The 13,235-nt window shown below is 60.0% G+C and carries 15 protein-coding genes; 8 read left to right on the top strand and 7 right to left on the bottom strand.

Annotated features, from left to right (window positions below; translation table 11 throughout):
• Window positions 1-184 precede the first annotated feature (184 nt).
• Entirely contained in the window at window positions 185-1,012 is an 828-nt protein-coding gene (locus AR689_RS23755) for an RNA polymerase sigma factor (RefSeq protein ID WP_353611606.1), read from the bottom strand.
• 132 nt (window positions 1,013-1,144) lie between these two features.
• Here AR689_RS23755 and AR689_RS09780 point away from each other — a divergent pair, with 132 nt between their 5' ends.
• The gene (locus tag AR689_RS09780; protein WP_062069620.1) at window positions 1,145-2,134 is read left to right on the top strand and encodes an Lrp/AsnC family transcriptional regulator; all 990 of its coding nucleotides are present in this window, start codon (window positions 1,145-1,147) and stop codon (window positions 2,132-2,134) included.
• 75 nt (window positions 2,135-2,209) lie between these two features.
• Here the strand turns inward: AR689_RS09780 and AR689_RS09775 are convergent, their stop codons facing one another.
• Window positions 2,210-2,635 (bottom strand): VOC family protein, encoded by a 426-nt coding sequence (locus AR689_RS09775; protein ID WP_062069618.1) that lies wholly within the window; start codon window positions 2,633-2,635, stop codon window positions 2,210-2,212.
• An 85-nt stretch (window positions 2,636-2,720) separates the two neighbouring features.
• Window positions 2,721-3,176, bottom strand: coding sequence for a VOC family protein (locus AR689_RS09770; RefSeq protein ID WP_062069616.1), 456 nt, complete (start codon window positions 3,174-3,176; stop codon window positions 2,721-2,723).
• Window positions 3,177-3,331: 155 nt separating this feature from the next.
• Between AR689_RS09770 and AR689_RS09765 the strand changes: the two genes are divergently transcribed.
• Both AR689_RS09765 and AR689_RS09760 read left to right on the top strand, forming a co-directional pair.
• Window positions 3,332-3,721 carry a DUF3054 domain-containing protein gene (locus AR689_RS09765; RefSeq protein ID WP_062069614.1) on the top strand — a complete coding sequence of 130 codons (390 nt, stop codon included), beginning with the start codon at window positions 3,332-3,334 and terminating at the stop codon, window positions 3,719-3,721.
• 72 nt (window positions 3,722-3,793) lie between these two features.
• On the top strand, window positions 3,794-4,072 hold the full coding sequence (locus AR689_RS09760; RefSeq protein WP_014921945.1) for an Lrp/AsnC family transcriptional regulator: 279 nt from the start codon (window positions 3,794-3,796) through the stop codon (window positions 4,070-4,072).
• Window positions 4,073-4,090: 18 nt separating this feature from the next.
• Here the strand turns inward: AR689_RS09760 and trpD are convergent, their stop codons facing one another.
• The gene (trpD, locus tag AR689_RS09755) at window positions 4,091-5,149 is read right to left on the bottom strand and encodes an anthranilate phosphoribosyltransferase (protein ID WP_062069612.1); all 1,059 of its coding nucleotides are present in this window, start codon (window positions 5,147-5,149) and stop codon (window positions 4,091-4,093) included.
• Window positions 5,150-5,297: 148 nt separating this feature from the next.
• On the opposite strand from trpD, the gene ctaE reads away from it, so the two are divergent.
• The 4 genes from ctaE to qcrB all read left to right on the top strand — a co-directional run bounded on the left by ctaE (window position 5,298) and on the right by qcrB (window position 9,630).
• Window positions 5,298-5,936: an aa3-type cytochrome oxidase subunit III gene (ctaE, locus tag AR689_RS09750; RefSeq protein WP_081589141.1), complete on the top strand. Its 639-nt coding sequence runs from the start codon at window positions 5,298-5,300 to the stop codon at window positions 5,934-5,936.
• Window positions 5,937-6,024: 88 nt separating this feature from the next.
• Window positions 6,025-6,813 (top strand): cytochrome bc1 complex diheme cytochrome c subunit, encoded by a 789-nt coding sequence (gene qcrC / locus AR689_RS09745; RefSeq protein WP_062069610.1) that lies wholly within the window; start codon window positions 6,025-6,027, stop codon window positions 6,811-6,813.
• Window positions 6,814-6,908: 95 nt separating this feature from the next.
• The gene (qcrA, locus tag AR689_RS09740) at window positions 6,909-7,979 is read left to right on the top strand and encodes a cytochrome bc1 complex Rieske iron-sulfur subunit (RefSeq protein WP_024816770.1); all 1,071 of its coding nucleotides are present in this window, start codon (window positions 6,909-6,911) and stop codon (window positions 7,977-7,979) included.
• Entirely contained in the window at window positions 7,957-9,630 is a 1,674-nt protein-coding gene (gene qcrB / locus AR689_RS09735) for a cytochrome bc1 complex cytochrome b subunit (protein WP_062069608.1), read from the top strand. Before qcrA ends, qcrB begins: the two co-directional genes overlap by 23 nt.
• A gap of 113 nt (window positions 9,631-9,743) precedes the next feature.
• On the opposite strand, the gene AR689_RS09730 is transcribed toward qcrB, so the two are convergent.
• Window positions 9,744-10,532, bottom strand: coding sequence for a GntR family transcriptional regulator (locus AR689_RS09730; RefSeq protein WP_062069606.1), 789 nt, complete (start codon window positions 10,530-10,532; stop codon window positions 9,744-9,746).
• A 157-nt stretch (window positions 10,533-10,689) separates the two neighbouring features.
• Between AR689_RS09730 and AR689_RS09725 the strand changes: the two genes are divergently transcribed.
• Window positions 10,690-10,983 carry an HPr family phosphocarrier protein gene (locus AR689_RS09725; protein WP_062069604.1) on the top strand — a complete coding sequence of 98 codons (294 nt, stop codon included), beginning with the start codon at window positions 10,690-10,692 and terminating at the stop codon, window positions 10,981-10,983.
• Between the two features lie 122 nt (window positions 10,984-11,105).
• Here the strand turns inward: AR689_RS09725 and AR689_RS09720 are convergent, their stop codons facing one another.
• Window positions 11,106-11,507: a cytochrome c oxidase subunit 4 gene (locus tag AR689_RS09720; protein ID WP_024816774.1), complete on the bottom strand. Its 402-nt coding sequence runs from the start codon at window positions 11,505-11,507 to the stop codon at window positions 11,106-11,108.
• Complete coding sequence (gene ctaD / locus AR689_RS09715) at window positions 11,504-13,228, bottom strand: aa3-type cytochrome oxidase subunit I (protein WP_011774899.1); 1,725 nt, start codon at window positions 13,226-13,228, stop codon at window positions 11,504-11,506. The genes AR689_RS09720 and ctaD overlap by 4 nt, the downstream gene beginning before the upstream one ends.
• Window positions 13,229-13,235: the final 7 nt, after the last annotated feature.

Here is a 13,235-nt window from a genome sequence, read left to right as displayed (position 1 = left end):
CGTAGTGGATCAAATCCAGATGACGCGCGCTTGATCATGAAGGTATGCAAAACTGCTTCTGACCTGCGGAAACGCCAAAATCTTCAGCAGACGGGAGTTCTCGCAGCTACTTCTACTCCCGTGCCTTTAACGCCGATAATCTACATTATGTAAAGTAATTGCAAAATGGGCCTCTCCCGGCCGGTCACACGACTCCCTTCATCGCCCTTCGCATCTCGCGCAGGGCAGCCAACGCTTCCTCGCACGTCGCACACTCATTGACATGGCGGTCTATCTTGGCGCTGCCTGGCACTCGTCCGTTGTTGAGGACAAACTTCCCGAAGTGCCGCGATACTTCCGTACACGAATCCAAGGATGCCGAGAGGACGTGAACCTGAAGGTAGGCCTGCCTTAGCCCTCTGCGCGCGCGTATGAGCAGCGACGAAACGCTGTTCGCGGTCGAACCCATAATCGTCGCTACCGCCGCCGGTTTCATGGCTTCCACTTCGCTATACCAAAGCACTGCCTGCCAACGATTCGGCAGGGACCTGAATGCGTCGACAAGTGCAGTAGCCTCCAAGGCGTCAAGGTAGCGATCGTCATAGGCCACCCCGCTGTCCATGACAGGGAAATCGTTCTGAAAGCCGGCTCGTCTGGCCTGGACGTTTCTACGATGCGCGGTTCTCCGCACGGTGGTCAAGAGATAGGCCCTGAAAGAGTCTGCTGGACCCCTGCCAACAACCAAAGCCTGGAAAACAGACGCAAAGGCTTCTCCCACGACATCATCCACGTCAGATGGATTATCGGACTCCACCCGGGCCACGTACGCGGCGATACTTCTGTACCTCTGAAAGAGTTCGGCAAAAGCAGAGAGCCGCCCTGCCCGCACGAAGGACAATAGCGACGCATCGCACCATCCGGGTGGTTGGCCGGACCCAAGTACGGGTCCCGGGTCCTGAGGCGGAACTCCACTCCCCTGCCACCGGACATGACATCGCCCGGGATCGCCACAAGGCGCTTCTTCGGAGGCCATTTCCGGGTGGAACGGGTTCGCAGCGGTCATGGCCCCTCATGGTCGTCAGTGATCTTCGCGGACCCTAGAATCTAGGCAGCGAGACAAGAAACCGACCGAAAATGCAGCCAATTGCGGGGAAGGGGATGCGAAATGCAGGAATACGACCTGGATGAACGTGACCTAAGGCTTCTACATGCCCTTCAGATTCGCCCCCGCGCCCCCTGGGCTGTGCTTGCGCCCATAGTCGGCGCAGACGCAGTTACCCTGGCAAGGCGTTGGACTGCCCTTCAGCACCAGGGGCTCGCCTGGCTGGCAAGCTATAGGGGCCCAGGGGCGAAGTATGCTGGCGCGATCGTGGAGGTGGAATGCACCCCCGCACGCATAGCCGAAGCTACGGAGGATCTTTCCCGCGACGCCGAAGTGCTCTCCATTGACCAAACCATCGGTGGCCGCGACCTGGTGGTGACGTTACTGTGCCGGACAGATGCCGAACTGGCCGGTTTTGTCTTGGACAGGCTCTCCAACGTCGCCGGCGTGACCCGCACGCGAACACACCGCGGTATACGGCTACTTGCCGATGCGCAGCTCTGGAGACTGCGTTCCCTCAAGGACGAAGAGGCACTGCACTTGGAGTCGAGCCTCCCCCAGCCCACGGCCGCACCCAGAGGGGTCTCAGCCGACGCGGAGGACAAGCTTGCCGGCATTCTACAAACGAACGGCCGTGCTTCGATTGCCGAAATTTCCGAAACCCTGGGTATTAGCACCACGAAAGCAAGGAATGCGCTGGCCACCATCATTGCTGAGAAACGCTTGGTGTTGCGCCTGGAGATGTCGCGCCCCTACTCCCCCTGGCCTGTAGCCGTGTGGTACTTCCTGCGCGTTCCGGCCACCAAGGTGGAGTCCGTTGCAGAGAAGCTCGTTGGCTTGCACGAGGTCCGGTTGGTGGCCACTACCGGTGGCCTGTATTCAATTCTGATGCTCGTATGGCTTCGCCGGGTTGAGGATATGACAATACTGGAAAGGCAGCTCGGCGAGAGGCTTCCTTTCGCGGAAATCATGGACCGCTGCATAGTCCTTCGCACACCCAAACACATGGGCAACCGGCTCACACCCGACGGAAGGCGCATCACCTCATGGTGAATACCCAATCTCATGCACCTGCCCCACAGAATTTCTCTGCGGGGCAGTTCTGTACGTTCCGGCTTCCCGGAGCAACTACCGCTGCTGGGCTCCTGCAATGTTGACCAGCCAGGCAATGCCAAAGCTGTCAATGCACATACCAAAAGTGTCACCCCAAGGCGCCATCTCCAGCGGCACCGTGACCGTGCCGCCGTCGACGAGTTTGTCCCAGTACCCACGGAGCTCGGCTTCATCCGAAGACTCTCCGCTCAAGGAGACCGCGATATTATCACCAGGGTTGTACGCCATGCCGGCCGGGGTGTCAGCCGCCATCAGTGTCAGTCCACCCGGGGTTTCCAACATGGCATGCATGACCTTGTTTGCTTCGGCTGGATCTTCGCTGGCTTGGTAGTCGCCGAAAGTGCTGATATTCAGCTCACCGCCGAACACGGATTCGTAGAAAGTGATTGCCTCCCGGGCGTTATCCAGAAAGGAGATGTAGGGATTAAGGCGGGTTGTCATTGGTTGGTTCTCCTCATTGTCAAGATGGTCACGCATCACCGTGCGGCAATGCTACGGCGCCACCGGGCGCCTGTCCCCCAGGCCTTCAGTCGCCGTCGTACGCCCTTTGAAGAACGTGGACGTCGAGTTTGCGCATTTTCAACATCGCTTCCATGGCCCTCTGTGAACCTGCGGGATCCGGACCACCCAAGAGACCGGAGAGAGCAGTGGGAACGATCTGCCATGACAAGCCGAACCTGTCCTTCAGCCAACCGCATTGGCTCTCCTGTCCCCCAACGAGCAGCGCTTCCCAATACCTGTCCACTTCTTCTTGGGAGTCGCAGTTCACCACCAGCGAGACAGCCTCGTTGAACGCGAATGCCGGCCGCCCATTGAGGCCCATGAATTGCCGGCCCTCAATTTCAAACTCAACGGTCATGGCGTTGCCATCGGGCCCGGGCACTATCGGACCCATGGACGAATTATCGAAAATCGATGTGTAGAGTTCGGCGGCGGCCGCCGCTTGAGCGTCGAACCATAAACAGGTCGAAATCTTCTGCATCTACCGCTCCTCCAGGTCAACAGGAACTACTTGTCCCCCGTCAGAGGCTAATGCCGAGACATGGCTCACACAACGGTCGACGGCGAAGCCAACCATGACGGCTACGGCAGTCGGGATTTCGCGCAGGAGGTTGGCACCCGGATAGTGTCATGAGTATGCCTTCACCCTCACGACTGTGGATTCCCGCAGCCATCGCCGATCTCTTGTTAATTGTTCTTTTCGCCGCAATAGGGCGGGACGCGCACGCCCGCGGTGACGTCATCGCGGGAGCTCTTGCCACAGCCTGGCCGTTCCTGGCCGGAGCGAGCATCGCATGGCTGCTGACGCGTGCTTGGAGGGCACCCCTTGCCGCATGGCCTGCCGGAGTTGGCATATGGATTGGCGCTGTCGCCGTGGGAATGCTGCTGAGGGCAGCCACCGGCCAAACCGTCGTACTGCCGTTTGTGCTGGTGGCCTTGGTGACGCTCGGCGTTTTCCTGCTCGGATACCGGCTCATCGCTGCGCTGCTGTTGCGGGCATCGCGCAAACGGCAACGCGGAGCGTGATCAAGTCCCCGCCCGCGGCAATGCACTAGGCTGGAAATCGACCGCAACGATGCATTTCCGGAAGGGCCCCACGTGATCACCGCTTTCGTCCTGATCAAGACCGACGCCTCGCGCATCCCGGAGACGGCCGAACAGATATCGGCCATTCAGGGCATCAGTGAGGTGTACTCCGTCACCGGCGAGTGGGACCTCATCGCAGTGGCCAGGGTAAGCAAACATGACGAGCTTGCCGACGTAATCGCAGACCGCCTGTCAAAGGTTGCCTCAGTGGTTCACACCACCACCCACATAGCTTTCCGTGCCTATTCCCAGCACGACCTGGATGCAGCGTTCGCGCTCGGATTCGAGTAGCAGGGGGACGGCCGGTCCTTAGCTTTGGCTGAGAGCCGTCCACTTGGCGAGCACTTCGCCGGCCTTACCGGAGTCAACGGATTCCGCCGCCCGGGCGAAAGCGGTCCGCATCCGGTCCACGAGGCTCCCATCGGCGTCGAGATCGATTGAAACCAATCCAGCGGCCGCATTCAGCAGTACGGCGTCGCGCACCGGACCCTGTTTGCCATCGAGGATGTCTCGAACTACCGCTGCATTGGCGGCGGCGTCACCTCCGCGAAGGTCTGCCACCGTGGAAGCACGGATTCCCAGATCCCCAGGCGAAAAGACTTGCTCCCTGACCGTCCCATTCCTGATCTCCCAGACGGTGGATGGCCCCGTGGGGGTCAGTTCATCCAAGCCGTCATCGCCACGGAACACCAGTCCCCGACTACCGCGGCGTGCCAGTACCCCCGCCACCAACGGCGCCATACGGGCGTTGGCTACGCCCACAGCCGAGGCTTGCACATGCGCCGGGTTGGTCATCGGGCCAAGGAAATTGAAAGCGGTGGGCACAGCCAGTTCACGGCGCGGAACTGCGGTGTGCCGGAACGAGGGGTGGAAGACCTGGGCAAAACAGAAAGTGATCCCCGCCTCTTCAGCGTTCCGGGCCACCTGCTCAATCGACAGGTCCAACCGCACGCCCAAGGCCTCCAGAACGTCGGCCGAACCCGACGTGGAGGATGCAGCCCTGTTGCCGTGCTTGACCACCTTGGCCCCGGCCCCGGCTGCCACGAGTGCGGCCATGGTGGAGATGTTCACAGTGTTCAGCCGATCTCCGCCGGTACCCACAATGTCCAGCTTCTCACCCGAGATCACGATCGGATTAGCGTGTTGGACCATGGCCTCAACAAGTCCGGCCAGTTCTTCGACCGTCTCGCCCTTGGCTCGGAGCGCCACCAGGAAGCCGGCGATCTGCGCCGGTGTTGCCTCACCGGACATGATGGTGTTCATGGCCCACTCTGTGTTGCCCACTGCAAGGTCGTCGCCATTGATCAGTGCTGAGATGAGCCCTGGCCAGGTATTGCTGGCTGCAGGTGCCGTTACCGGAGAAGTCACTCCCTGATGCTATCGAGCCAGCCACGCCGATGACCAATGTGAACGCGACCGGGAACTTTTCCGCGCGAATTCGCGTCTTTGTAGAAAAAGTCTCCCGAATCGGTGGTTTGCATTGGGAAGTCTGGACTTTTACAGACATAATGTCCTTGTGACATCTGCGACCCATGCCCCCAGTACCCCGGCGCACCCGACGCTGAACCGCCCCAACTTGGTTTCTGTTGGAACCGTTGTTTGGCTGTCCAGTGAGTTGATGTTCTTCGCCGGCCTCTTTGCCATGTACTTCACCCTGCGCTCCACATCCGGAACGATGTGGGCCGAGGAGACGGCCAAGCTCAACTTCCCGTTTGCGCTCGTCAACACCATCGTCCTTGTGGCAAGTTCCTTCACTTGCCAGATGGGCGTCTTTGCCGCCGAGCGGCTCGAGCCGCGCCGTACGGGTGGACTCCTGCAGTTCACACGTTGGGGCATGACCGAATGGTTCTCCCTGACGTTCGTCATGGGTGCCTTCTTCGTTGCCGGCCAGACCATGGAATACGCCATGCTCGTCTCTGAGCATGTATCCCTGTCGTCCAACGCTTACGGCTCCGCCTTCTACATGACCACCGGCTTCCACGGCCTGCACGTCATCGGCGGCCTGATCGCGTTCCTGTTCATCATTGGCCGCGCGTTTGCAGCCAAGAAGTTCGGTCACTTTGAAGCGACCTCGGCGATCGTCACCTCGTACTACTGGCACTTCGTCGACGTTGTGTGGATCGGCCTCTTCCTGGTCATCTACGTCCTCAAGTAAGCCCGGCTTTGACTCTTTTTCTACAAGAGGCAGAATTTCAAGAAGCGGCTCGCGGAGCCGACGCAGGATCGAATAAAGGAACCACCACGTGAAGGCACTATCGCAGAAGCGACGTCACCCACTGGCAGCCATTGCGCTGTTGCTGATGGGCCTCCTCCTCACTGGTGGGCTGTACGCCGTTGCCACAACTGTCAACCAGGCCAAGGCCGACACCACAAGCTTCAGCGCAAGTGACGTAGAGGAAGGCGGCAAGCTCTTTGCCGCCAACTGCGCCACCTGCCACGGCATGGGTGCCAGCGGAACCCAGGACGGCCCCTCGCTGGTCGGCGTGGGTGCTGCTGCAGTTGACTTCCAGGTTGGCACCGGCCGCATGCCCATGCAGATGAGCGGCCCTCAGGCCCAGCAGAAGCCCGCCCAGTTCAATGCGGAGCAGACAAAGCAGCTCGCTGCATATGTTGCATCCCTCGGCGCAGGCCCGGCCATTCCCGAGCAAAACCTCCTCGACGGTAAGGGAGACGCAGCCAACGGTGGCGAACTCTTCCGAGTGAACTGTGCCATGTGCCACAACGCTGCTGCTGCAGGCGGCGCCCTGACCCGCGGCAAGTTTGCCCCCGCCTTGGCAGGAGTAAGCGCTGAGCACATTTATGAGGCCATGGTTACCGGCCCGCAAAACATGCCCGTCTTCAGCGACTCCAACGTCACCCCTGAGGACAAGCGCGACATCATCACCTTCTTGAAGACCATCGAAGCCAACGGTTCACCCGGCGGTGCCGATCTGGGCTCACTTGGTCCGGTATCTGAAGGTCTGTTCGTTTGGGTTGCCGGCCTGGGTGTCATCATCGCATTCACGATTTGGTTGACGTCCCGCACGTCCTAGCCCGGACACACAAAACTTCTGCTGCATGGTCAGCAGTTTGAAACTGAAAATAACTCGGCCCCGGCCGAGACAACGAGAGAAGGATGAGGCGAATTATGGGCAACCATAGTGACGGCAGTCCGAACCACTCGGGCACCGTAGCTACGGCTGGTCAGAATGAGGTGGAGAAGTTCCAGGATCCTGGACTCCCTCCGCATCGTTTGCGCCTGGCTGACACGGACCCGGTAGCCGCAAAGCGAGCCGAGCGTCAGGTAGCCATTCTGTTTGGCACCTCCGTCATCGGTACGCTGGTGTTCCTGGTGGCGTACTTTGCCATCGATTTGGGCGACGACACCTCAATTGCGACCATCCGCACCCAGAACCTCCTTCTGGGTCTGGGCACTGCGTTCGCAATGCTGGGAATCGGCACCGGAATCGTGCACTGGGCCAAGGCCCTGATGCCCGATCACGAAGTATCGGAAGAGCGCCACGCTATCCGTACTGAAGAAGATCGCCAGGCTGCTGTGCGTATCGTCGACGACATCGTGGACGAAACCGGCATTAAGCGCCGCCCGTTGATCCGCAACACCCTTCTTGGTGCCGTTGCACTTGCCCCCCTGCCCGCCCTCGCCATTTTCGGCGATCTGGGCCCGCGGCCGGACAATGCACTGGCACACACCATGTGGGCGCCTGAGGGCGACAAGCTCAAGCGACTGACCCGTGATCCGGATGGCACCCCCATCAAGGCTTCGGATGTCACCATCGGTTCGGCCTTCCACGTGATCCCCGAAGGACTCAACGAACTCCACGAAGGCAAGCTGAATGAGAAGGCAAAAGCAGTCGTTCTCCTGATGCGCCTGGACCCGGACTCGCTGAACCCCTCCGAGGGCCGCGAAAACTGGAGCTACAACGGAATCGTTGCTTACTCCAAGATCTGCACGCACGTTGGTTGCCCGGTTGCTCTCTACGAGCAGCAGACGCACCACCTCCTGTGCCCCTGCCACCAGTCCACTTTTGACCTGACGCAGGAATGCAAGGTCATCTTCGGACCGGCCAGCCGTCCGCTCCCCCAGCTGCCCATCGCAGTTGACGCAGAGGGCTACCTCGTCGCCACCAGCGACTTCAGAGAACCTGTAGGACCGAGTTACTGGGAGCGTGACGAGCATGAGCGCCTCATCAACAGCTGAAGCCCCCTTCGTTCCGAAGACCAAGGTTGGTAGTTTCACCAACTTTGTGGACGAGCGTGTTGGCGGCTCCGGCATCCTGCGCGAGTTCGGCCGGAAGGTCTTCCCCGACCACTGGTCGTTCATGTTCGGTGAGGTGGCGCTGTACTCCTTCGTCATCTTGCTGATGTCAGGTACCTTCCTGACCTTCTTCTTCGATCCATCCATGGCGGAAACCCACTACCAGGGTTCCTACACGCCGCTGTACAACGTCGAAATGTCCGTTGCCTACAGCTCGTCGCTGAACATCTCGTTCGACGTCCGCGGTGGCCTGTTCATGCGCCAGGTTCACCACTGGGCAGCTCTGCTGTTCGTGGCCTCCCTCGGCGTGCACATGCTTCGTGTCTTCTTCACTGGCGCTTTCCGCAAGCCCCGTGAAATGAACTGGGTAGTGGGCGGCGTGCTGCTCATCCTGGCAATGGCTGCCGGCTTCACCGGCTACTCCCTCCCCGATGACCTGCTGTCCGGCAACGGCCTGCGCATCATCGATGGTGTGATCAAGTCCATTCCGGTCATCGGAACGTACACCTCGTTCTTCCTCTTCGGTGGAGAATTCCCGGGTACGGCCATCATCGGCCGTCTGTACGTCCTGCACATCCTGCTGGTACCGGCCCTCATCCTCCTGATGATCGTCATCCACTTGTTCATGGTGGTTGTCCACAAGCACACCCAGTACCCCGGCCCCGGACGCAATGACGGCAACGTCGTTGGTTACCCTCTCGGCCCGGTATACGCAGCCAAGGCCGGTGGCTTCTTCTTCATCGTCTTCGGTGTCCTGGCCCTCATGGCGGCAGCCTTCACGATCAACCCGATCTGGAACTATGGCCCCTACGATCCCTCACCGGTTTCGGCTGGTACCCAGCCTGACTGGTACATCGGGTTCGTTGACGGCGCCCTGCGCCTTATGCCTGGTGTCATCAATGACTTCCACTTCGAATGGGTCATCTTCGGACGCACCCTGACGCTGAACGTCCTGCTTCCGGCGCTTGTGCCGGCTGGCATCATCTTCACCGTGCTGTTCATGTACCCCTGGATTGAACGCTGGGTCACCAAGGACAACCGCGAACACCACGTTCTGGACCGTCCGCGCAACGCCCCCACCCGCACGGCGATTGGTGTTGCAGGCTTCACCTGGTACTGCGTGATGTGGGCAGCGGCAGGATCCGACCTCATCGCAACGCACTTCCACGTGTCGTTGAACGACGTGACCTACTGGCTGAGGACGTTGTTCTTCATCGGACCCGTTATCGCGTTCATTGTGACCAAGCGAATCGCACTGGCCCTTCAGCGCAAGGACCGCGAAATCGCACTTCATGGTCGCGAAACAGGCCGCATCGTCCGACTCCCCCACGGTGAGTTCATCGAGGTTCACGCCCCGCTGGATGAGTACAAGCGCTACAAGCTCGTCGGGTTTGAATCGCCCGCACCCATCCCGGCGCAGCCGAACGAGCATGGCGTTGTCACCGGCAAGGAGAAGCGTCGCGCGGCACTCTCCCGCTGGTTCTTCGAAGACCGTGTTGCCCCGGCAACGCCGGCTGAACTCGAAGCAGCGCACGCTCATGGCCACCACGAGGCCATTGAAGCTGGTGAAGACCAGAAGAGCCTGAGCCACTAAAGGGTTCAGCACTCAGACATAAGGGAAGGGCCCGGTCCACTGTGGACCGGGCCCTTCCCTTATGTCGTCGAATCCGTGCAGAACGCGTCCAGCGCCTTCAGAAAATCCAGCGACTACTGGGTGCGGTATCCCGAGGAATAGTTCCGTGTGGGGCGAATGCCTGGCCGCTGCAGGGGCACCCAGAGCTTGTATCGGTCCGCCCGGTAATACGAGACGGAGTAGTCCACCATTGCACGGGCAACGAAGGCGTGGCGTTGAATCTTGAGCAGAGGCGATCCGACGTCAACATTGAGGAGCCTGGCTGTGGAGGGAGATGCCGCAGTGGCCTCGATCATGTCCTCACCCCACTCCATCACCAGACCGAAGCGCTCACTGAGGACGTTGTACAGCGAAGTTGGAGGTGCCTCATCGAGCAACCCGGGCACCCGGTGGGCGGGAATGAAGTTTTCATCCACGCTCATGGGCTCATTATCTGCCAGCAAAAGACGACGGAACCTCACCAGCGGTGTGCCTTCGTCGAGTTGCAGTTCCCTGGCCAGGAAAGCGCTGGCGGCAATTTGCTCAAAGCTCAGGACCTTGGCGGCAGGTACCATCCCGCGACGCTGCATCTCTTCGCTATAGGAGGTCAGCTTCACCTGCAGATCCAGTTTTGGCTTCTTGACAAACGTGCCAAGTCCGACCACGCGCTCAATGACTTCCTCGCCGACCAAGGCGTCAATAGCCTGGCGAACGGTCATGCGCGCTAGCCCAAACCGCTCGGATAAATCCCTTTCCGAAGGGAGTGCGGACCCTGGCGGACAGGACTGGGCAATGAACGACCGAAGGATTTCTCGGAGCTGCACGTAAATGGGGGTGCTACTGGCGCGGTCGATGTCACCGGCAATGCTTGCAGCCTCAGCCACGGCAGACTTCCAGCAATTGAGTCATGATTCAAGGATAAATCAGCCGCATCACAGGTCTAGACCACCGCCGCCGGATGTGGAAGACGCCCAGCCTCGCGGCTACGCTGTTGTGGAAGATTTTTAGAGACGGAATCCGTCGCGTATCAAAGGAGCTGGGTTGCCGGAACAGAAGACCTTCGTTGCCGCCGAAGTTGGGTTGCACGCACGGGCGGCCGCGGTGTTTGTTCGTGCCGTCACTGAAACCGGCCTACCGGTAACCATCCGCAAGGAAAACGGTCCTGCAGTTGACGCCCGCTCCCTCCTTGAGGTTATGACCGAAGACTTTGAGAAGGGTTGCGAAGTATTTCTGGCAGTGGCCCCAGAAGCCCTGAGTGACGATCAAACCCTTCGAGAGGCTCAGGCAGCGCTACTGGCCCTTTCGGTCGTCCTGGAGGCCACACAGGCCCACTGAGAGCCTCTTCCGCCAATCCGTCATGGCGGCATCGGCTCGTGCGCAGAATTGCCCCTCATCCCGGATCTTAACGACGATGGGCCCCACCAAAAGGTGGGGCCCAACGTTGTGTTAGCAGTTAACTAGTGTGCGTGGTCGCCACGGCTGTACTCGAAAACCCAGCCAACCAGAGCAATCAAGGCGAGGCCACCAGCGACATACGTCACCCAGAAGCCAATCGCCAGGCCGAGGAATCCTCCGGCACAAGCCAAACCAAGAACCAGCGGCCACCAGCTCCAAGGGCTGAAGTGCCCCTGCTCGCCGGCGCCTTCGTGGACCTCGGCGTCGGGACGGTCTTCGGGACGCAGACCGATCCGCTTACCCGTGAAGCCGAGGTATGCGCCGATCATGCCAGCAAGGCCACCGACGAGGAGGATGCCCAGGACACCCACCCACTCGTTCCATTCCGTCAGGAAGCCATAAGCGATGGCTACCGGGACGAAGAAGAAGACTCCGGCTCCGAAGAGCCACGATTCGATTTTCATTTGCTGACGTCCCTTTGGTCGGCGTTACCCAGAACGGCTGCTGCGGGTGACGGGGCCTCGGCAGTGTGAACCTGGGCCAACTCAGGGTGGTGCAGGTCCAAGGCCGGGCGCTCGGAGCGGATACGGGGCAAGGAGGTGAAGTTGTGGCGGGGCGGCGGGCAGGACGTTGCCCATTCGAGCGAAGCGCCGAAGCCCCACGGGTCATCCACTTCAACCTTCTTGTTGCTGCGCCAGGTGATGTAGACGTTCCAGAAGAACGGCAGCAGCGAAGCACCCAAGACGAAGGAGGAGATGGTGGAGAACTGGTTCATCCAGGTGAAGTTATCCTGCGGCATGTAGTCGGCGTAACGACGCGGCATACCCTCAACACCCAACCAGTGCTGGATCAGGAAGGTGCCGTGGAAGCCCAGGAACAGGAGCCAGAAGTGGATCTTGCCGAGGCGCTCGTTGAGCATCTTGCCGGTCCACTTGGGCCACCAGAAGTAGAAGCCTGCGAACATGGCGAACACAACGGTACCGAAGACCACGTAGTGGAAGTGAGCCACCACGAAGTACGAGTCGGACACGTGGAAGTCGAGCGGCGGTGAAGCCAGGATGATACCGGTGAGGCCACCAAAGAGGAAGGTGACAAGGAAGCCGATGCTCCAGAGCATGGGGGTCTCAAACGTGATGGAGCCCTGCCATAGAGTTCCGATCCAGTTGAAGAACTTCACGCCTGTGGGTACTGCGATGAGCATGGTCATGAAGGCGAAGAACGGCAGCAGCACTGATCCGGTCACATACATGTGGTGGGCCCACACGGTGACGGAGAGGGCGGCGATGGCGATCGTTGCGTAGACAAGACCCTTGTAACCGAAGATCGGCTTTCGGCTGAAGACCGGGAAGATCTCCGAGACGATACCGAAGAACGGCAGGGCGATGATGTACACCTCAGGGTGTCCGAAGAACCAGAACAGGTGCTGCCAGAGGACCGCACCGCCATTCTCGGGATCGAAGATGTGGGCACCAAAACGGCGGTCGGCACCAAGTGCGAACAGGGCTGCTGCCAGCGGCGGGAAGGCCATCAGGACCAGGATCGCTGTGACGAGCGTGTTCCAGGTGAAAATCGGCATACGCCACATGGTCATGCCCGGTGCGCGCATGCAGATGATGGTGGTGATGAAGTTGACGGCACCAAGAATGGTTCCGAATCCGGAAAGCGCAAGGCCAAAGACCCAGAGGTCACCACCTACGCCGGGACTGAACGTCGTGTTCGACAAGGGTGCGTAAGCAAACCAGCCGAAGGACGCAGCACCCTGGGGGGTGATGAAGCCGGACACGGCGATGGTTGAACCGAAGAGGAAGAACCAGAATGCCAGAGCATTCAGACGCGGGAAGGCGACATCGGGTGCGCCGATCTGCAACGGCATGATGACGTTCGCGAAGCCGGCAAACAGCGGCGTTGCGAACATCAGCAGCATCACAGTGCCGTGCATGGTGAACATCTGGTTGTACTGCTCTTTGGTCTGCAGGATCTGCATGCCGGGTTCGAACAGTTCAGCGCGGATCAACAGCGCCATGACACCACCGAGGCAGAAGAACACAAAGGACGCAATCAGGTACATGTAACCGATGGTCTTGTGGTCGGTGGAGGTGATCCAGTTGACGACGATGCGCCCCTTGGACTTAGGAACTACCGGAGCTTCGAGGACCCCCGGTGCGGATTGAGTGTACGTAGCCACGTCGCTT

It is taken from the genome of Arthrobacter sp. EpRS71 (genome assembly GCF_001512285.1).
Classification (GTDB): domain Bacteria; phylum Actinomycetota; class Actinomycetes; order Actinomycetales; family Micrococcaceae; genus Arthrobacter.
The sequence above is the reverse complement of the archived record's forward strand: the minus strand, read 5'-3'. Positions and strand labels throughout refer to the sequence as shown.

What these genes read in the sequence shown, in the direction of transcription:
- AR689_RS09775 (WP_062069618.1), bottom strand. Translation starts at nt 2,635, where the DNA reads ATGACAACCCGCCTTAATCCCTACATCTCCTTTCTGGATAACGCCCGG.
- AR689_RS23755 (WP_353611606.1), bottom strand. Translation starts at nt 1,012, where the DNA reads ATGGCCTCCGAAGAAGCGCCTTGTGGCGATCCCGGGCGATGTCATGTC.
- AR689_RS09720 (WP_024816774.1), bottom strand. Translation starts at nt 11,507, where the DNA reads ATGAAAATCGAATCGTGGCTCTTCGGAGCCGGAGTCTTCTTCTTCGTC.
- qcrA (WP_024816770.1), top strand. Translation starts at nt 6,909, where the DNA reads ATGGGCAACCATAGTGACGGCAGTCCGAACCACTCGGGCACCGTAGCT.
- qcrB (WP_062069608.1), top strand. Translation starts at nt 7,957, where the DNA reads ATGAGCGCCTCATCAACAGCTGAAGCCCCCTTCGTTCCGAAGACCAAG.
- AR689_RS09770 (WP_062069616.1), bottom strand. Translation starts at nt 3,176, where the DNA reads ATGCAGAAGATTTCGACCTGTTTATGGTTCGACGCTCAAGCGGCGGCC.
- AR689_RS09780 (WP_062069620.1), top strand. Translation starts at nt 1,145, where the DNA reads ATGCAGGAATACGACCTGGATGAACGTGACCTAAGGCTTCTACATGCC.
- AR689_RS09765 (WP_062069614.1), top strand. Translation starts at nt 3,332, where the DNA reads ATGCCTTCACCCTCACGACTGTGGATTCCCGCAGCCATCGCCGATCTC.